Raw genomic sequence first — 17,673 nt, 5'->3', positions numbered from 1 at the left:
TTTTGACGGGAGGTGGAAATGTCCGCCACAGCGCGTGCTATCGGGATTGTTGTTACGCTGGCCATGCTGGTGTTCAGCGGTTGGGTCTATCTGCAAACCGGTGACTGGGTGGCGCTGGTATTCGCCATCGCCAGCCTCGGCTATGGCATCTTTTTCTTCTCGGTAACCCCGCGCGACAACAAGTCTTCCTGAGCTCGCGCAGGGCGCTCATTACGCGGGGCGATTAGCTGCTACCAAACAGGGACTGTACAAAGATAACGAGAATGATCAGCGGGCAAACCAGACGGACATACCAGGGCCAGATCTTCCAGAACAGCGTGTGTTCAACATTCTCATTGCCGCGGCGCAGTTCCTGCAGGAGCTGGTCCCGGCGCCACACCCAGCCGGCATAAAAACAGAACATGAAGCCCAGCAGTGGTTGGCTATAACGTGTTGTTATCGCCACCACCAGCCCGAACAGGCTGTCAAAGTTAATCAGGATGATAGTGCTGAAGAGGGCAATGACCAGCCCGATGACAACGACAGCCCGCTTGCGAGTGACCCCATGTTGTTCAATGGTATAGGCTACCGGGACCTCAAGCATGGAGATGGACGAGGTAAGGGCGGCGATACTCATCAGGAAAAAGAATACGCATGAAACAACCACCCCCGCCAGCCCCATGCTGGTAAACAGCGCCGGCAATACGGTGAAAATAAGCGTATCTTCGGAGATCAGGTCCCCGGTGGCGGTAAAGATTTCAACGCCGTTGTGCAGGGCCACATACATCGCCGGCAGTACCAGAAAGCCGGCGAGTACTGCAATGGAAATGTCTACCAGGGTGACCAGGCCGCCTACCACCGGCAGGTTTTCGCGATCGTTGATGTAGGAACCGTAAATCAGCATGGTGCCAACCCCGAGTGACAGGGAAAAGAAGGCCGCCCCCAGCGCCTTGACAATAAGCCCGGGAGACAGCGCGCGATCAAAGTCCGGTAGCAGGTACACGCGCAGGCCGTCCATGGCGCCATCCAGGGTCAGCACGTAGGCTACCAGCAGAACCAGTGAAACCAGTAACAGTGGCATCAGGCGGCTGGACCAGCGTTCAATCCCCGCTTGAACACCCTCGGAGATGATGCCAACGGTCAGGGCCATGAAGGTCAACATAAAGAGTATATTGCGCTCCAGCCCGAATCCCGTCAGCCACTGGGAGAGTCCGGTTAGCTGGAACAGGTCGGCAATGGCGGCGAGGCAATAGGCCATCATCCAGCCAGCGACGATGGCATAGAAGCTGAGAATAAAGCTGGCTACAATGAAACCGATAATACCGGTGCCGGCCCCAATCCGGCGTAGCGTCGCATTGGGGGAAATCTGGCGCAGGGCACTGACCGCATTGGCGTGAGCATGGCGGCCAATAATCAGTTCCGCCATTAGAGCAGGGTAGGCGAGGGTGAAGGCGAGGATGAGATAGATCAGCAAAAATGCCGCGCCACCGTTACTGGCCGCCTGGGTAGGAAATCCCCAGATGTTGCCCAGGCCTACGGCGCTGCCCGCCGCCGCCATAATAAAACCGAATCGTGAGCTGAATTCGCCCCGGGTAGATGCCATATTGTCGTCCATGCCCTGCTTTTATTGTCGGCGAAATTGTAACATGAGGTCCGTGGTCAACGCCTGCGCTATTGCACGGGCATAATCTTGCAGGGATGCTCGGTGGTCTCGGCCGGTTTGCCGGCACCGAAAATTTTGAGTACCAGTCGCGGTAGAAAAAGCATTGCTTCGGAGTAAACATCAAGCGTCGCCGTCACGGGCGATATCGAGGTCCGTGGGCTAGCCATGTCACCGCGGAGGCTGATGCTGGAGGGCACCTGGATGGTTCTGAGCCTGGAGCGAGGTGTCAGGGTAAGCGACATCTGTTTTTGTGGCAGATCAAGCTCACCAATACCGGTCGCGATCATGTTGGGGGATTCGATGAAAATATCCTGTGTGCGGGCAATGCCCTGTGCGACGGAAAACTGTGCCATGACACAATCGACTGAGGTCGACTTCCTTAGCGCGGCTCCGGAAAACAGCCAGTTCAGTAATCCGCTCGCCAGGACATCGTAGGCGGCCCCCTCGATGGTGGCGTCTTCCAGCGCAATACCCAGCGTACCGTCCAGCGTTGTCAGTAATTCCGCGGCCGTCAGCCCCCCTGCGCTAAGTCCCCCACGCAGATTGAGTGTGCCGCTAATATTTTGCTTTAGGCCAAGATCCTGCCCCAGACTGCTCAGCGGCACTGACAATGCCTGTCCGGCCACGCTGAACCGGGGCGGGTCCAGGGTGATGTCCACAATACCGCGAATTTCCGCGCGAGCATCGGCGTAGCTGAAATCAAATTCACGCAGAAGGTACTGGTTCTGCTCACCGGTAATGTGAATGTCCAGCGCATCAAAGGCCGTGGCGGCGCCGCGCAGAGCGCCAAGGTTTATTCTCAGGTCCAGGGGATAGCGTGGTACCAGCTCGAGTGCCCGTCGCAGGGAGCCGCGTTCCAGCACCGGGTCCAGCTGTTCCACCGGTCGATAAGATGCATTCACGCCCGTTTCCGCCTGTAGCCCAAGGTCACCCAGTTGCACCCGGGGAGAGGCAATAGTCGCGCTCAGGCTGGTGACCTGACCTTCACGGTGTGCCAGTGCCGCCTGGGTCGAAATATCGGTTGTACCGACACGGGTAGTACCTGCCACCAGGGTTTCCAGGGGGTTGAGCGTCAGGTTCAGTTCACCCCTGACCGGCTCGAGCGGCAGGCCGCTGAGCGACTCAAGCAGCGCACTGTTGGTGCTGGTGTAATCGAGTCTCACTTTGACTTGATAATGCCCCGTGACATCATGGATGTTACCGGTCGCTGTCGCGGTAGTCTGTTGGCCCTGTAAGCTGGCTTGCAGGTCGAGTAAGTCCACCTGCTGTTGTCGGTATTGCAGTCGCCCTCTGGCCTCAATACGTTGGCCATCGACCTGGAGATAGGCAGGCAGTTCGAACTGCAACGAGTCGGCCGCTTTTGCAACATCAGGGCTGGCAATATCCCAGTCCAGGTTGATGCCCTTGAAGGCCTCGGGGTGTGATAGCGTCTGCAGGTCAATGCTGGCGATGTTGCCATTGATATTAAGCAAAATGTCTTCAGCCCGGCCCAGTTGTCCCTTGATATCCTGCAGCCGCAGCTGCCCCTGGTTTTCCAGCAAAGTCGCCGACAGCCACCCGGGTCCCGCATCAAGTGTCAGCGGTTGTGCAAGCCAGGGATTGAGTGCCGCCAGGCTCGGGGCGTGTACGTACAGGCTGAACTGGCTCTCCGGGGGCAACCGGGCAGCACCCAGGCTACCGGCGCCGGAGCTGCCGTTGAGGCTGATCCACAACCCCTCGCTGTTTTCGGAGACGATGGTCAGCTGATCGACCGCTATGGCGGCGGGGGTGCCGGAGAGGGCAATGCTGGCGCGGACACTGCCCAGCGGTGACACATCGAAATCCAGCCAGCGCAACAAATGTTCAAAACTGTCCATTTGCCCGGAGGCGACGAGTGCCAGAACGGGGTCGGCATGCCCCTGGCGGCGCAGGCTGCCGCTGGCTTCAAAGGTGTAGGCGGGTGCGTTGTCCAGCTTCACAATACTGTCAGTGAGTTGGTATCCTGAACGGTCTCCCGCGAGACGCCCCTGCAGGGTGAGTGACCCGGACACTGCTGGCGCGCCAGGGAACGCCTCAAGCAGCGTAGCCACATCCTTGAGGGCGGCGGTTAGCGAAAGATCGTAATGAAGGTCGCGGGCATCCGCAGTTATGGTGCCTGCAAGCTCGGCGCGGCTATCGCTGTTGGCCGCCTCGACCGTTGCGTTGATTATGATGCCCGCCCGCTGGCCAACCTCGTCCAGCGCCGTGGTCTGTAGCTGCACGTAATGTGTCTCGCCGTTATGATCCACCTCGGCTGATACCTGGAAACCGCCTTGCGCCAGTCGCGACCCCTGCAGGTTAACAAGCGGGAAAATGGCTACGGCCTCGCCGCTTCTTATGGCATGAATACTGCCGATGTCCGTCTGGCGGGGCAGGTATCGGGAATATTCCAGCCACTGTCGTGGGGTGGGGTCAGGGGCGGTATCGTCGGTGTCTACGTAGACCACGATGCTGGCGGCACGGATATCGGTAGCCAGGAGGTTACCCTGCCAGAGATCGCGCAGAGTCGTACTGCCCCTGAAATCCAGCATCGAAAACAAAGCGGGGCCCTGGGTATCCTGCTGGTAGAGATGCAGTGCCTCGGCGCGCAGATCAAGTGCGGGTAAACTCAGCTCAAGCCCCGCTACTTCCAGGCGCATCGGGGTAAAGCGCGCGACCGCCCACTGCGCCGTCGGCACGAGCAGGGCGGGTGTCGATAACAACACGGCACCGGCTGCGAGCAGGCTCGCAAGCAGCACAACAGGCAAGATCAGGAAGGCACGCATGGCTCAGGTTTCATCACTGCAGGGCCCAAGTATAACACCAGTGAGCCCTCAGGCCTTGCCCGGATTCAGTGGTGTGCTATCATCGCGGCGCGCTGAGGCCAGCGTTATAATCAGCGGTAGCCAGGGAATCATGCGAGTGTGGTGGAATCGGTATACACAACAGACTTAAAATCTGTCGGCCTCGCGGCCATGCGGGTTCAAGTCCCGCCACTCGCACCATCCAGCGCCCTGTTTTCGACAACGAATTCCTCAATCCTCCGGTTGTCCCCACGCACAAAAGCATCACGGAATTCCAGAGTGGGCCCGCTGTACGTCGGCCCTCTTTCCCCCTTGCAATGTCCTCTCTCCGCGTCAGCTCGCTGATGTCCTGCAAAAACTATGTTTTGTCCAGATGGAATTCGTCATCGCGCCGAGGATGAGGGTCTTCAACCTGCATCGGGGAGCACGAAAGATGTATAGTCCGCGGCGCGGTCTGCTTCCGGTAGAGGTCTTGAAAATACCTGTCGGGATGCAAGGAGCGTTATGTTCAGGGTATTAAAAAACCATGGAAGACAAACTCCTGAAAGTTCGGGTTGTGAGAACGAAGGAAAGACGGTAATGAAAATTAAACTCAATATGCTGAAGTAGCGGAGACTAGCAATGAAAGCGGCGGTTACGGTATCCATCATCTTTATTACAGGTCTCTGTTATTATGCAATGTCCTCAAACAACCCGGATTGGAGTGGCAATGGCAACCGGTGCGTTGGTGACTGCTACGAATCCTGGCTCGCCGAAAACGGCAGCGTAGTACAGCAGGAAAAAATCAAACAAATCGCGGCGGCTTCCTCATCCCCGGCAGAATTGGGTGAAACCTACTATGCGCAGTGTATTGGTTGCCATGGTGCTCAGGGGGGAGGTGGCATAGGCCCCGCATTAACAGGGGATATAACCAGCAAACTGGAAGCTTACCGAGCGGGTGAAACACGCGGAAAGCAAAGCATGTTGATGTGGAGTGTCGCAAAACCAATGACTGATTCCGACATAAACAACCTGGCGGCATACGTAAAAACTTTTTAAGCCGGTAAGGCCAGCCAAAAGAGCCCGGCCAGGTTTCTGGTTCGGGTAAGCAGTATTCAACGGCCAGGGCAGTCATCAGGTCGATCGGGGCGGAAACCGGTTATTTTGCCGGTAACCGCGCCACCAGCTGATCAAGGCCTTCACTGCTGCGCAGGTTGAGGTCCACCTGGCGGAAGGCAATTTCAATATTATTCTCTTTGAAGAGTGTGTCTACCTGCCGGTTTACCTCGTCGAGAACGGTAAGCCGGGTGTTCAGGTCACCGACAAAAATCCGCAATTCGTGATTCAGGCTACTGTCGCCGAAACTCAGAAACAGTACGGTCGGTTCCGGCTCTTTGAGCACATCCGGATGGTCCCTGGCGATCTGCAGCAGCAATTCTCTCGTTTTCTCAAGGTCGGAACCATAGGCCACGCCCACACTTATCACCAGTCGAATCAGCGTATCGCTCAGTGACCAGTTGATCAGCTGGCCGGTGACAAAGGTTTTGTTGGGAATAATGATTTCCTTGCGATCAAAATCGGTAATAGTGGTAGCACGGATACGAATCTGGCTGACGGTGCCCGAAAGATCCCCAACAGTGATCACGTCGCCAATACGGACCGGGCGTTCAAACAGGATGATCACCCCGGAAACGGCATTGGCAAAAATTTCCTGCAGGCCGAAGCCCAGGCCGACGCTCAGTGCCGCCACCAGCCACTGCAGCTTGTTCCAGCTCACTCCCAGGGCGGAGAGTGTGCTGATAATGCCCACACTGACGATGACATAGCTGAGCATGGTGGTCATGGCAAAACTGCTACCCTGCTGCAGGTTCAGCCGCGAGAGCACCATTATTTCCAGTAGCCCTGGCAGGTTGCGTGCCAGGGTGATGGTAAACACCACAATAAGGAGTGCGCCGAGGACGTCGGCCACGGTCATCGGGGCAAGTTGTGGAGACTCGCTGGTGCCCGCGTTATATTGCCAGAGGCTGATGGAATCCAGGTAGGCCGCAGCACCCACCAGGTCGGACCAGACCAGGTAAATGAGCACCGCAAACAGTACAAAAATACCCAGCCTGGCCAAGCGTAATGATTGCTGGTTTACCTCTCGGGTCTCCAGGTCAGCTCCCGGTTCGGGGGTATCCTCATTCGTTTCCGGCTCCCGTTTTGTCAGGGCACGCTGGTATGCCAGCTTACGTGCGGCGACACTCAGGCTACGCACAACAGTACCTTCGGCAAGCAGCCAGCCTACCATCAGGTATAGGGTATAGAGATAGCGGTTGGCTACATTCATGGCAGTGTACTGGTAGCCCCAGAACGCCATCCCCGCCAGTACCAGAGGCGTCAGCACGAGGGCCAGCATCGCCCCAAGGTAACGCGTTCGCGACTCGTATAAATGCTTGCTGGACCGCATGGTGCGATAAAAAAGTGCACCCAGCAGCAACATGCCCACCAGGATAAGTACCCTGCCAATAACGTCCTGGCCGAGATATTCAGGCACGGACAGATTGACGGCAATAGTCAACACCAAAGGTAGTAAAATCGGTGCGATACGGCTGATCAGTTTATGCAGTTGCTGCACCATCGGTTCCGGCCAATGGAAGTGGCGACAGGCAATTCCGTCGTTATCCAGTACCCGGTAGAACAGGTGCAATACGAACCACGCAAGCGCGACTTGTAACAGGACATACCCCGCTATGGGCAGGGGCGGTTCAAGCGTGAACAACAAGAGGGCGAACGCAGCGATCAGCAGGGGCACCGGAGCAATAATGGCCACGGTTAGCAACAGCGCTTTTAACGTGTGGGTAGCGCTATCGCGATGGAAGTCCCTGACGTCCTCATTAAGAGCTGCGAGCAGGCGACGTAATGCGGGCCTGGCGCGGGCATAAAGGGCCAGGATACCCGAGAGGGCCAATAGCCAGCCCCAGTTGTTTGCGAGCGATCGGAGTAACAGCTCAAGCCCCGTTGCCAGTGGCAGGCTTTGCCACTGGCGATAGACATTTTCGGGTAGCTCCAGCAGCCAGGGCAGATCAATGCGTCGTGCGCTTGCCACCCAGATAAGCTGGTTGTTGATAACCTGTTTCAGGTTGTCAGTCAGGTCCTGTAGCTGACGCTGTCTCATTTGCAGGGTAATGGCCTGGCTCAACTGGGAGCTGGTGATATCCAGCAGCTGTTCAATCAGCCTGGTGCTGTCATTGACAATACGCTGTAAAGGCTTGAATTGTTCTGCCCGGGCGTGTTCCGGCAGCTCGACAAGTAGCATCGACACATAATCGTCGGGGTCGCTGCGTTCAGTTTGCAACGCGTTGAGTTCGAACTGACGCAGGCGCAGGTCCGCTATTTCGTCGGCGATATCCGCCTGCAGGCGCACCCTGGGCAGGGTTGCTTTTTGTTGCTGGAGAATACGCGACAGCAGGATGCTGCCTTCGAGTACGGCAATCTGCTGCTCCAGGGCACGGTCAACCTGGATCAGGTTGTCAACCTGTTGGGCGAGGGTAATATTCCTGCGGGTTATCTCCCCGATCCTTACGGTAGAGGCCAGTAATTGTTCGCTCAGCTGTCGGTTCAGGCTAACCTCAGTGAGCAATATCGTGTGGGTATTGGCCGAAAGCTGCTGTTCCCGCGTTGCGGAGATCGCCTGCTCCGATTGGGTGCGCCGACGATTATCCAGTACCTCCTGGAGGACATCGATTTCAAGCTCCATTGCGCGTATCTGGCGTCTTAACAAGTCGCGCTGCTGTTGCGCCAGATCCTGGAGCAGTCTGTTACCCGCAAGGCGTTGTTGTAACAGATCATTCAGTGCCGCCAGATTTGCGCGTTCGGCTCTCAGTTGCTCAATACGCGCCCTGTTGCTGCGGCTTTCCGGCTGTTTTTGCGCCTGGCGCAGTTGTTCGCTCAGCGCCTGTTCCCGGGCCTGGTTGTTGGCAATTCGCGCCTGGGAGCGTTCGGGGAGTGTTTGTGCCGCAATCAGCTCGCTGTTGATATTGGTCAGTTGCCCCTGCCAGACAAACAACTGGGCCAGCTTGTCGCGCAGTAACTCTTCCACTTCGGGGAGTTCGAGTTCGGCAAAGCGACTGCGCAGAGCCTCGGCTGCTGGCAGCTGAAGTTCTTCAACTCGCTGGCGCAGGCTGCTTATTCGGCCGGGAGCCTCAGCCAGCTGCTTGCGCAATTCCGCCTGCTCTGTTTCCAGCCTTTGTGTGTCGAGCAAAAAGTCCAGGGTAGCCTGATACAGGGTCTGTAACTGCTGTCTTTCAGCCTCGGGCAGGCCGCTCTCGCCAAGCAGCCGGAGTTCGCTCTGTACCGAGGTGATTGCAGTGGTTTCGGTCTGCGCCACAGCCGTAAAGGCCAGATGGCCCAGCAACAGAAAACCCAACAGCCTGAGGCTGAATCCAGACATACATACCATTCCCGAATAACGAGCGGGAAGGTTAGCCCTGCAGCGCAACTATGGGAAGTGCAGTCAGTGTAAAAAATAGCCAAGAGCGAAGCGAATTGTAGCCGTTGCAAACCGCCGTGGTGCGCGCTGGGCTGCGCTGTTATCCTTGCACCTTCAGCCAGCCAAATTGCAGGAGCGTAATGTGGAGCAGGCATTCAGAACAATGCTGACCATGCAGGACCGGATGAACACGCGGGTTCACCCGCAATGGACTGAACAGGGCTTCGCCTGGTATCGGGCGCTCTGGATTGAATGTGGCGAGCTGCTGGAGCACTACGGCTACAAGTGGTGGAAAAAGCAGGCGCCGGACCTGCCACAGGTGCAACTGGAGGTGATTGATATCTGGCACTTTGGCCTCTCTGCGCTGTTTGCCGACGGCGACGGTATCGACACCATGGCGGCCAGGATGGCAACCGAGATTGGCGACTTTGAGCCCGAGGGACTGGGTGTGCGCGAGGCCACAGAGGCCCTTGCCTTGCACGCCCTGCAGACCAAAGGTTTTTCACCGACCCGTTTCTGGGAACTGATGCTGGCCGCCGGGCTTGACTTCGGTACCCTCTACACGGCCTATGTTGGCAAAAATGTCCTTAATTTCCTGCGCCAGGACTACGGCTACCAGGAGGGCACCTATATCAAGATCTGGGAGGGCCGGGAAGACAACGAGCACCTGGTTGAAGTGCTGGCCAGTCACGACAGTACCGCGGCAGACTTTGCCGAGCAGGTGTATGCGTCGCTGGAAGCGCGCTACAGTGCCGCGGCAGCCGGAGGCTAGACGGTGAGCGGGGATGACAGCCGTCTGTCCACTACCGCGCTGGCCCGGGCCCTGGATATCCCGCTGCAACAGTTGTTTGCCACGCTCAGGGACTATGGCTGGATTGAGCGCCGCGACGAGCACTGGCTGCTGACTCCGAAAGGCGAGTATGAAGGAGGCTGTTACCGCGACAGCAAGCGCTATGGCCGTTATATCGTCTGGCCGGAGGCGTTAGTGCAACATCCCCTGCTGAGCGCAATCGAATCCAACCAGCGTATCAGTGCCAGCCAGATGCGGCGCTATTACCCCGGCCTGCAGCCACGCCACCTTAATCGTGCGCTGGCGGAATTCGGTTTGCAGCAGTCCACTATCCTGGGCTGGGAACTCACGGCCCTGGGCAAGCATTTCGGGGGGCAGCAGGTGCAGAGTGAGAGTAGCGGTGCCTTTTATGTGAGCTGGCCGCATGAGATCGTCGACCATCCGGTGATCCAGCGCGAGCTTGAGCGGCTGACTGCCCGGCAGGCGGTTACAGCCGCGGCGGAACCGGCCGGCCCCGTCGAGCGAACGGTATCCGGCCATGACTCAACGGACCTGTTTGCCAGTGCCGGCCCGATCGCCGCGCCCATGGTTGAATGCCGCGGTATCGACGGCCATCACCCGGGCACCTGTCTTCAGGCTGCGGTCTGTGACTGGCTCTATTTTGCCCAACAGGCACATGCTCTCAAACGCGCGCTACCCGTCGAAGAAGAACTGTATGCTGATTTTTACCTGCCTGCGGGCCGTGTCTATATCGATTGCTGGGAGGACGGGGCGCCCGCGGCACAACTGGCTGCCTGGCTGCGCAACAAGGAGGTCTATGCGTCTCTGGACTTGCGCCACCTGGAAATAAAAGCCGGCGACGCCGAGTACCTGGACGAGGTGCTGGGCCGCGGGCTGCTTGCCTTCGGGATTCGTTGTTGAAGGTTTTACGATTTGCCGTCAGAGCAGGTCAATCGCTCGGGCCAATTTGAAGTCACGCTCGGTAATACCACCAGCATCGTGGGTAGTGAGGTAGATTTCCACCCGACCATAACTGTTGCTCCACTCCGGGTGGTGATTCTGTACTTCCGCCAGCAGGGCTACCTGGCTCATGAAGCCCCACGCTTCAATAAAGGTTGTGTAAACATAGTGCCGATAGAGCTTGTGCCGGTCCAGGCCCCATTCAGGAAGGCTCACCAGGCGTTGCTCTATTTCGTCCGCGGTCAGTTTTTCAGCTTGCATAATGGCTACCTTTAACGGGAACATTATTGAGTATAGACGCTGACACTGCCGTTGCCGGCCGCATGATCGCAGTAACAGTAACGATTTTTGCTATTGCGACTTCCGCTGCAGCACCACACCACATTCCATGTGATCAGTGTAGGGAAACTGATCAAACAGCGCAAAGTCGACGATATCGTGGGTGACTGCCAGGCTCTGCAGGTTTTCAGCCAGGCTGTGGGAATTACAGGACACGTAGATGATGGTCGCAAAGCCCTGCACCATAGTCTCTGTTGCGGCGTCCAGGCCGGCTCGTGGAGGATCCACCAGCACCGTATCCAGGTTATAGGCCGGCAGCGGCTGCGGCAGGTCGGCCAGGCGGCGAAACTCCCTTTCCCCCGCCATGGCCTGGCACACCTCTTGCGCTGCCAGGCGGATCATTTGTACATTGTTAACCCGATTGGCCTCCAGGTTCCACTGGGCGGCGCGGATGGAAACCTTGGCCAGCTCTGTGGCCACCACGGCGTTGAAATGGCGGGCGAGGGGTAGGGTAAAATTACCGTTACCGCAATAAAGCTCCAGCAGATCGCCGCCCAGTGGCGCAGCGGCCCGACAGGCCCACTCAATCATGCGGATGTTCACCCTGGCATTCGGTTGGCTAAAGGCCTGTTCGTATTGTCGGTAGTGATATTCCCGGCCCTCAATCGGCAGTACTTCGGTGACATAATCCCGGCCGATTATCTCTTTCTGCTTGCGAGCGCGTCCTACCAAGGGAATATCCAGGAGTGCCGCCAGTGCAGTCGCGGCTTCCCGCCAGTGTTCATCAAGCTTGCGGTGGTAAATGAGGGTGACCAGCGTATCGCCAGCCAGGGTGCTGAGGAATTCCACCTGAAACAACTTGTGGCGCAGTAGCGGTGTGTCCTGCAGCTGCTGCCGCAATAGCGGCATTAGCGCCCGAATCCGCTCGCAGGCGATGGGCAAGTCATGTATCGGTATCGGCTTGTCGGGCTCACCCGGGCGGAACATGACATAGTCCAGCTTGTGCCCATCGTGCCAGATCCGAAACTCCGCCCGCATCCTGAAACCGGTGGGCACGGAGGGTACTATCATGGGTTCAGGCATTGCAAAGGGTTGCAGCAGCGCACTGGTGGTTGCCGCCTTGGCGGCCAGAAGCTCGGGGTATCGGTCGGGATCAAAGCGGCTCAGGGGCATCGGGGCGGGCTCATCAGGTCAGTCTCGTTGGATCAGGGTCAGGAGTTATGGTTTAAAGGCAGTTGTCGGGCTTGGGCAGGCCGGCAATCTTGCTGCCCAGCTTCGCGGGAGAACCCGGGAACAGTGACAGCAGATACAGGCTTTTACCCTTTTCCGGCCCCAGTTGTTGAGCGGTATATTTTACCAGTGCGCGCATTGCCGGTGAGCTGTCGAAACGCTGGTAGTAGTCGCGCAACAACTGCAGGATCTCCCAGTGAGCTGGCGTCAAAGCCAGGTTTTCGCGCTCTGCGATCTGTTCCGCAACCGCAGGCGTCCAGGCATCGAGCCGGCGCAGGAACCCGTCCTTGTCGAAGGCAGACTCGGGCAGCATGGGGGTCAGTGCCAGGCCATTTGTTGTGGCCAGTGTTCTGTCAGTGCGACAAACCCGGCATCGTCTATTACCGTGGCTTCCGACATGAGTCGTGTGGCCACGCCGGCGGCCAGGGCATCTGTCCGCAGCACATAAATGGTCGCACCACTGGCAGCCAGCCGGGAAGCTGCCGCCGTTGTTGCCAGCGCAGCGTAAACACCGTCCCCCAGCAGTACTAGTGCATCATCCGCCGCCAGTCGTTCAATACAGTCGCTGAATGCGTTGTGTCCGGGCGCCTTGTTGAGGGTGTGCAACGGCATCGGTCAGAACCCCAGAATATGGTCGTGGTCCGCCAGTAGCTGTCGCTGCCGGTCGAGACTGATTAATTGCGCCTGGGGTGGCAGCAACTCTGCCTGCAGGGCATAACGCGCGGCGGCAGCGGCGTCGACGTAAATGGGGGTAATGTCATAAAGGGGCAGGGACTCTATAACCTTGCGCAGGTTGCGAATACCCGCCTCGGTACAATCCTGCTCTGGCAGCAGCTGCAGTACGCCTTGCCCCTGGAACAGCAACGTCACTGGCAGCTCGAAGGTGGCGCTGACCAGGGCAGCGTCCAGCGCCGACCGGCCCAGTGCACTGCCCTGGTGGGCGTGGCGGGTGACTACCAATACCGACTTGCGTGCCGTGGTCGCCATCAGCTACTGGCCAAAGGTGATGAGACGATCAGAGGTCTGCATCGCTTCCACCAGTAATCCCAGACCACCGAGTTCAAAGTCGGGGTGCATGGTGGCAGTATTGCGTTCGTAGCGCTCGGCCTCGGTCGCATCAAGCACTCCGCGCTTGAGGGCGGAGCTGATACACAATATCAGTTCTACTTCGTGGTTGGCGCCCAGCTGTTGCCATTGCGCCAGTGCCGAGGCTTCGTCCTGCGGGGTTATCGTGCCGGCAAGGCCCGTGAGGGCACCATCATCCAGGAAGAATACCCGTTTCAGCTGGTGTCCCCGCGCCACGACCGCCTGGGCGAAGCGGGCCGCGGTCAGGCTGGCATGGCCTGAGGTGGGGGCCGCGAGAACCAGTAGTGAATAGATCATCGTGTGGACGTCGCCGCAACAAAAAACCCCGGCATAGACCGGGGTTCAGGGGCGTTGCGCGCGTGGCTGTCAGTCATCGCCGCCGAAGGCGGTGAGCAGGTGCAGCATGTGGATGAACAGGTTGTAGATGCTCAGGTACAGGCCGACCGTTGCGCGAATATAATTGGTTTCCCCGCCATTGATGATGCGGCTGGTGTCATACAGGATGAGACCCGACATGATCATGACTACGGCAGCGGATATGGTCAGCGATAGTGCCGGAATCGCCAGGAAGATATTGGCGATCATGGCGACGACCGCCACCAGCAGGCCGACCATGAGAAACCCGCCCATGAAGGAAAAGTCCTTGCGGGTAGTCAGGGCATAGGCGGACAGGCCGAAGAACACGATGGCGGTGCCACCCAGCGCCTGCATAACCAGCGCCGGGCCGCCGGGCATTGCCATATAATGGTTGAGCATGGGGCCGATCGAGGCACCCATCACGCCGGTAAAGGCAAATATGGCCAGTAGACCCTTGCTGGAGTCGGCCATTTTATGCACGACAAACAACAGGCCAAAGCCCACCAGCATTAATATCAGTGCAGCGCCCTGGGGTAGCCCCATGGCCATGGAAATGCCGGCCGTGATGGCGCTGAACAACAGTGTCATGCCGAGCAGCATATAGGTATTTTTCAGTACCCTGTTGGTACTGACTACCGAATCCATCCCGGCTGAGTTCATGTTGTATAAGGGTTTCTCTTGCATTGCCTGACACTCCGTTGCGTTGCGTGTGAGATTGGTCACCGAGTTAGACACATGATAGTGCTGAAGTTCCCAAAAACCAACCTTCTTCGTATCTGTTTGGAAGGCCACAGCCCGGGGGGGCTCAACCGTGTGTGGTATGCTTTCTTGCCGTTACCCAGGATAAGGGACCGCACAGTGGCTTTTCGATCACTCCGCGCACGCCTGCCCTCGGTCGGAAGTGGTTTGCGCGCCGGCATCGCCGAAGCCTACGGGCTGGCTGAACTGCGTCGGGACCTGATGGCGGGCCTGACCATCGGCACCGTTGCCATTCCGCTTTCAATGGCACTGGCCATTGCTATTGGCGTGGCTCCGCAACACGGCCTGTATACCGCTATCGTAGCTGGTTCCCTGGTCGCCCTCACCGGCGGCTCTCGCTTCAATATCTCCGGGCCCACAGCCGCCTTTGTGGTGATCCTGTTGCCCATCGTTGAACAGTACGGCCTCGGCGGGTTGCTGCTGGCGACGATGATGGCCGGGGTTATCCTGATTGCCTTTGGTGTTGCCGGGATGGGGCGGTTGATCATGTATATCCCTTATCCAGTGGTGGTCGGCTTCACTGCGGGCATCGCTGTGGTGATTGCGGTACTGCAGGTGCCGGATTTTCTTGGCCTGGTGATCGCACAACCAGGTGCTCACTTTGTGGACAAGGTGGTGGCGATACTCACAGCACTGCCTGGGTTCGATCCGGCAGAATTGGGTATTGGCTGCCTTACCCTGCTTGTTCTGGTGTTCTGGCCACGCCTGACGCTATTGGTACCGGCGCCACTGGTCGCCCTGGTGCTGGCGGCCATTGCGGCGCTGGCCTTGCGCCACTGGCTGCCCGGGAGTGGGTTTGAGGTCGAGACCATTGCCTCCCGCTTTTCCTGGGCCATCGACGGACGGTCCGGCACCGGTATTCCGCCGGTACTGCCAAATCTGGTGGCGCCCTGGCAGTTGCCCGGGGCCGACGGGCAGCCTCTGGTCGTAGACTTCAGTCTGTTTCGCGCCCTGTTGGGACCGGCCCTGGCCATTGCCATCCTGGGCGCGATCGAGTCCCTGTTGTGTGCGGTAGTCGCCGACGGCCTGACCAAAACCCGTCATGACTCCAATGCCGAGTTGATCGGCCAGGGTATCGGTAATGTGGTGGCGCCTCTGTTCGGCGGGATTACCGCCACCGCCGCCCTGGCGCGCACCGCGACCAGTATTCGCAGCGGTGCGGTGTCGCCGGTTGCCGCGTTGGTACACGCGCTGGTGGTTCTGCTGGCCCTGACCGGACTGGCCGGACTGCTCGGCCTGGTGCCGATGAGTGCACTGGCCGCACTGTTGTTTGTGGTGGCCTGGAACATGAGTGAATCGCGGCATTTCGTCCATACCTTACGCGCTGCGCCACCGGGTGATGTGGCAGTGCTTGTGGTTTGCTTTGCATTGACAGTCCTGTTCGACATGGTGTTGGCGGTTGGGGTTGGGGTGGGGCTTGCAGGTGCGCTGCTGATCCGCCGAATGGCCAATCTGAGCTATACCGACAAGCGCAGTTCCCGGCTTGCGCGGGGGGTATCGACCTTGCCGGCGTCGGTCTCGGTCTATGATATGAACGGCCCTTTGTTTTTCGCGGCCGCGGAGCGGGCACTGTCGTCGCTGCGGGTTATTGACCCCGGTACCCGAGTCGTCATTATCGACATGAACAATGTACCGAGTATGGATTTTACGGCTATTGTGGCCTTGCAGGCGTTGATTGATGACTTCCGTCGCCATGACATCGGCCTGATCCTGGCCGGTCTCTCACCACGAATCATCGTCAAAATGCGTCGGGCAGGGGTGCGCAAGCAAACCGGTGTTTTGTGTTATTGTGCCGACCTCGAGCACGCGGGTGCTACAGCAGTGCGCTGGCTCGATAAAGCGCCGGGTAACACGGTAGCGGATCAAGACGATGACAAGGGCAGGACAGTGACAGGACAGAATGGCTGAAATTGGAAAAAGTGCACGCTTGATCGTGATAAAAACCGTCGAATTTGGCGTGTATCTGGACGCCGATAATCTGGGCGAGGTTTTGCTGCCGCGTAAATATGTGCCGGCAGGCGTCGACGTGGGTGATGTCGTGGAGGTGTTTCTTTATCACGACTCCGAGGGCAGGCCGGTGGCCACGACTGTGGAGCCGAAAGCCAGGGTGGGCGAATTTGCCTATCTGAAGGTGGTGGATACCACGCCGGTAGGCGCTTTTCTCGACTGGGGCCTGGATAAAGACCTGCTGGTGCCGTTTTCCGAACAACATCGGCCGCTGGTGGTGGGGCAGTTTTGCCTGGTCTATCTGTTCCTGGACAAGATTCACGGTCGGGTAACCGCATCATCAAAAATCGAAAAATTCCTGGATGATGAAAAACCACATGATTTTCGTGCCGGTCAACAGGTGGAACTCATTATTGCCAACAGTACCGACCTTGGCTGGAAAGCCATTATCAATCACAGCCACTGGGGCGTGCTCTACAAGAGTGACGTGTTCCAGCGCCTGAGCTTTGGCCAGACCATTACTGGTTATATCAAGCATGTACGCCCCGATGGTAAAATCGATTTGGCGCTGCAGGATGCCGCCAGTGCCCGAGACCGGCATGTGGATGCGCTGCTGGCCTACCTTCGCCACCATGGGGGCTTTGCACCATTACACGACAAAACCGACCCGGAGGTGATTGCAGACCTGCTCGGCATGAGCAAGGGTGCATTCAAGAAGGCGGTGGGAAAACTCTACAAGGCGCGCCGTCTCACGATTGAAAACGATGGCATTCGCCTTACTGATCAGGACCTGAAATGACCAATAACGATATCCTGCGTCGCCTCCGCTACGCATTTGATTTTGATGACACTAGCATGATTGCCGTGTTTGCCGAGGCCGATCACCAGGTCACGCGGGAGCAGGTCTGCAACTGGCTGAAGCAGGAGGATGACAGCGAATATGCCGAGCTGGCCGACCGGGACATGGCCTTGTTTCTCAATGGACTGATCAATCTCAAACGGGGCCGGAGAGAGGGCGCACAACCGGAACCCGAACAACAACTGACCAATAACATGATTTTCATGAAGCTGAAAATTGCGCTGGACCTGAAGTCCGAAGACACACTTGCGATCCTCAAGCTGGCCGATTGTCCCATTAGCCGACATGAACTCACCGCCTTTTTTCGCAAGCCGGGCCACAAGCACTATCGCGAGTGCAAGGACCAGATCATGCGAAATTTTTTGCAGGGGCTGCAGTTAAAGTGTCGCGGAGAATCGGAAGCGGTGACAGAGAGCCCCTGGCGGGTGCCGCGGAGTACTTCCGGATAACCGGCATCGGCGATTTCGCGATGTTTTTCAGGCGATTTGCCCGAAAATAGACTATCACTATTGT

17 protein-coding genes and 1 tRNA gene are annotated in these 17,673 nt (G+C 58.0%); 8 read left to right on the top strand and 10 right to left on the bottom strand.

Translation table 11 applies throughout. From position 1 onward, the window contains the following. Positions 1 to 18: 18 nt before the first annotated feature. On the top strand, positions 19 to 192 hold the full coding sequence (locus CWI75_RS18480) for a hypothetical protein (protein WP_175580211.1): 174 nt from the start codon (positions 19 to 21) through the stop codon (positions 190 to 192). A 31-nt stretch (positions 193 to 223) separates the two neighbouring features. On the opposite strand, the gene CWI75_RS10290 is transcribed toward CWI75_RS18480, so the two are convergent. Next, positions 224 to 1,582 (bottom strand): sodium-dependent transporter, encoded by a 1,359-nt coding sequence (locus CWI75_RS10290; protein ID WP_101521784.1) that lies wholly within the window; start codon positions 1,580 to 1,582, stop codon positions 224 to 226. Between the two features lie 68 nt (positions 1,583 to 1,650). Next, on the bottom strand, positions 1,651 to 4,425 hold the full coding sequence (locus CWI75_RS10285; protein ID WP_101521423.1) for an AsmA family protein: 2,775 nt from the start codon (positions 4,423 to 4,425) through the stop codon (positions 1,651 to 1,653). A gap of 132 nt (positions 4,426 to 4,557) precedes the next feature. Here CWI75_RS10285 and CWI75_RS10280 point away from each other — a divergent pair. Together CWI75_RS10280 and CWI75_RS10275 are read left to right on the top strand one after the other, a co-directional pair. Beyond that, positions 4,558 to 4,644: transfer RNA gene (locus tag CWI75_RS10280), tRNA-Leu, on the top strand. A gap of 420 nt (positions 4,645 to 5,064) precedes the next feature. Further along, a complete protein-coding gene (locus CWI75_RS10275; RefSeq protein ID WP_101521422.1) occupies positions 5,065 to 5,481 on the top strand; it encodes a c-type cytochrome in 417 nt (138 codons plus the stop codon). Positions 5,482 to 5,581: 100 nt separating this feature from the next. Here CWI75_RS10275 and mscK read toward each other — a convergent pair whose 3' ends face one another. Continuing rightward, positions 5,582 to 8,854: a mechanosensitive channel MscK gene (gene mscK, locus CWI75_RS10270; RefSeq protein WP_162300050.1), complete on the bottom strand. Its 3,273-nt coding sequence runs from the start codon at positions 8,852 to 8,854 to the stop codon at positions 5,582 to 5,584. Positions 8,855 to 9,035: 181 nt separating this feature from the next. On the opposite strand from mscK, the gene CWI75_RS10265 reads away from it, so the two are divergent. Together CWI75_RS10265 and CWI75_RS10260 are read left to right on the top strand one after the other, a co-directional pair. Continuing rightward, positions 9,036 to 9,665, top strand: coding sequence for a dUTP diphosphatase (locus CWI75_RS10265; protein ID WP_241521165.1), 630 nt, complete (start codon positions 9,036 to 9,038; stop codon positions 9,663 to 9,665). Positions 9,666 to 9,668: 3 nt separating this feature from the next. After that, entirely contained in the window at positions 9,669 to 10,604 is a 936-nt protein-coding gene (locus tag CWI75_RS10260) for a hypothetical protein (protein WP_101521419.1), read from the top strand. Between the two features lie 18 nt (positions 10,605 to 10,622). On the opposite strand, the gene CWI75_RS10255 is transcribed toward CWI75_RS10260, so the two are convergent. The 7 genes from CWI75_RS10255 to CWI75_RS10225 all read right to left on the bottom strand — a co-directional run bounded on the left by CWI75_RS10255 (position 10,623) and on the right by CWI75_RS10225 (position 14,279). Then, positions 10,623 to 10,904: a 4a-hydroxytetrahydrobiopterin dehydratase gene (locus CWI75_RS10255; RefSeq protein WP_101521418.1), complete on the bottom strand. Its 282-nt coding sequence runs from the start codon at positions 10,902 to 10,904 to the stop codon at positions 10,623 to 10,625. Between the two features lie 90 nt (positions 10,905 to 10,994). Next, positions 10,995 to 12,095 carry a tRNA (uridine(54)-C5)-methyltransferase TrmA gene (gene trmA, locus CWI75_RS10250; protein WP_101521417.1) on the bottom strand — a complete coding sequence of 367 codons (1,101 nt, stop codon included), beginning with the start codon at positions 12,093 to 12,095 and terminating at the stop codon, positions 10,995 to 10,997. A gap of 52 nt (positions 12,096 to 12,147) precedes the next feature. Continuing rightward, a complete protein-coding gene (locus tag CWI75_RS10245; protein ID WP_101521416.1) occupies positions 12,148 to 12,465 on the bottom strand; it encodes a TusE/DsrC/DsvC family sulfur relay protein in 318 nt (105 codons plus the stop codon). 5 nt (positions 12,466 to 12,470) lie between these two features. Beyond that, positions 12,471 to 12,764 carry a sulfurtransferase complex subunit TusB gene (gene tusB / locus CWI75_RS10240; protein ID WP_101521415.1) on the bottom strand — a complete coding sequence of 98 codons (294 nt, stop codon included), beginning with the start codon at positions 12,762 to 12,764 and terminating at the stop codon, positions 12,471 to 12,473. Between the two features lie 3 nt (positions 12,765 to 12,767). Next, positions 12,768 to 13,139: a DsrE family protein gene (locus CWI75_RS10235; protein WP_101521414.1), complete on the bottom strand. Its 372-nt coding sequence runs from the start codon at positions 13,137 to 13,139 to the stop codon at positions 12,768 to 12,770. Positions 13,140 to 13,142: 3 nt separating this feature from the next. Further along, a complete protein-coding gene (tusD, locus tag CWI75_RS10230; protein WP_101521413.1) occupies positions 13,143 to 13,535 on the bottom strand; it encodes a sulfurtransferase complex subunit TusD in 393 nt (130 codons plus the stop codon). 69 nt (positions 13,536 to 13,604) lie between these two features. Beyond that, positions 13,605 to 14,279 (bottom strand): Bax inhibitor-1/YccA family protein, encoded by a 675-nt coding sequence (locus tag CWI75_RS10225; RefSeq protein WP_101521412.1) that lies wholly within the window; start codon positions 14,277 to 14,279, stop codon positions 13,605 to 13,607. A gap of 174 nt (positions 14,280 to 14,453) precedes the next feature. Here CWI75_RS10225 and dauA point away from each other — a divergent pair, with 174 nt between their 5' ends. The 3 genes from dauA to CWI75_RS10210 are packed head-to-tail and all read left to right on the top strand — an operon-like array spanning position 14,454 to position 17,609. Next, the gene (gene dauA, locus CWI75_RS10220) at positions 14,454 to 16,262 is read left to right on the top strand and encodes a C4-dicarboxylic acid transporter DauA (protein ID WP_206604698.1); all 1,809 of its coding nucleotides are present in this window, start codon (positions 14,454 to 14,456) and stop codon (positions 16,260 to 16,262) included. Then, positions 16,255 to 17,100: a CvfB family protein gene (locus tag CWI75_RS10215; protein ID WP_101521410.1), complete on the top strand. Its 846-nt coding sequence runs from the start codon at positions 16,255 to 16,257 to the stop codon at positions 17,098 to 17,100. Before dauA ends, CWI75_RS10215 begins: the two co-directional genes overlap by 8 nt. Continuing rightward, entirely contained in the window at positions 17,097 to 17,609 is a 513-nt protein-coding gene (locus CWI75_RS10210; protein WP_101521409.1) for a YehS family protein, read from the top strand. Before CWI75_RS10215 ends, CWI75_RS10210 begins: the two co-directional genes overlap by 4 nt. Positions 17,610 to 17,673: the final 64 nt, after the last annotated feature.

The sequence above is a fragment of the Kineobactrum sediminis genome (assembly GCF_002868715.1).
Taxonomy (GTDB): domain Bacteria; phylum Pseudomonadota; class Gammaproteobacteria; order Pseudomonadales; family Halieaceae; genus Kineobactrum; species Kineobactrum sediminis.
This window is presented reverse-complemented; position numbering and strand designations above follow the sequence as displayed.

What these genes read in the sequence shown, in the direction of transcription:
- CWI75_RS18480 (WP_175580211.1), top strand. Translation starts at nt 19, where the DNA reads ATGTCCGCCACAGCGCGTGCTATCGGGATTGTTGTTACGCTGGCCATG.
- CWI75_RS10290 (WP_101521784.1), bottom strand. Translation starts at nt 1,582, where the DNA reads ATGGCATCTACCCGGGGCGAATTCAGCTCACGATTCGGTTTTATTATG.
- CWI75_RS10285 (WP_101521423.1), bottom strand. Translation starts at nt 4,425, where the DNA reads ATGCGTGCCTTCCTGATCTTGCCTGTTGTGCTGCTTGCGAGCCTGCTC.
- CWI75_RS10275 (WP_101521422.1), top strand. Translation starts at nt 5,065, where the DNA reads ATGAAAGCGGCGGTTACGGTATCCATCATCTTTATTACAGGTCTCTGT.
- mscK (WP_162300050.1), bottom strand. Translation starts at nt 8,854, where the DNA reads ATGTCTGGATTCAGCCTCAGGCTGTTGGGTTTTCTGTTGCTGGGCCAT.
- CWI75_RS10255 (WP_101521418.1), bottom strand. Translation starts at nt 10,904, where the DNA reads ATGCAAGCTGAAAAACTGACCGCGGACGAAATAGAGCAACGCCTGGTG.
- trmA (WP_101521417.1), bottom strand. Translation starts at nt 12,095, where the DNA reads ATGCCCCTGAGCCGCTTTGATCCCGACCGATACCCCGAGCTTCTGGCC.
- CWI75_RS10245 (WP_101521416.1), bottom strand. Translation starts at nt 12,465, where the DNA reads ATGCTGCCCGAGTCTGCCTTCGACAAGGACGGGTTCCTGCGCCGGCTC.
- tusB (WP_101521415.1), bottom strand. Translation starts at nt 12,764, where the DNA reads ATGCCGTTGCACACCCTCAACAAGGCGCCCGGACACAACGCATTCAGC.
- CWI75_RS10235 (WP_101521414.1), bottom strand. Translation starts at nt 13,139, where the DNA reads ATGGCGACCACGGCACGCAAGTCGGTATTGGTAGTCACCCGCCACGCC.
- tusD (WP_101521413.1), bottom strand. Translation starts at nt 13,535, where the DNA reads ATGATCTATTCACTACTGGTTCTCGCGGCCCCCACCTCAGGCCATGCC.
- CWI75_RS10225 (WP_101521412.1), bottom strand. Translation starts at nt 14,279, where the DNA reads ATGCAAGAGAAACCCTTATACAACATGAACTCAGCCGGGATGGATTCG.
- CWI75_RS10215 (WP_101521410.1), top strand. Translation starts at nt 16,255, where the DNA reads ATGGCTGAAATTGGAAAAAGTGCACGCTTGATCGTGATAAAAACCGTC.
- CWI75_RS10210 (WP_101521409.1), top strand. Translation starts at nt 17,097, where the DNA reads ATGACCAATAACGATATCCTGCGTCGCCTCCGCTACGCATTTGATTTT.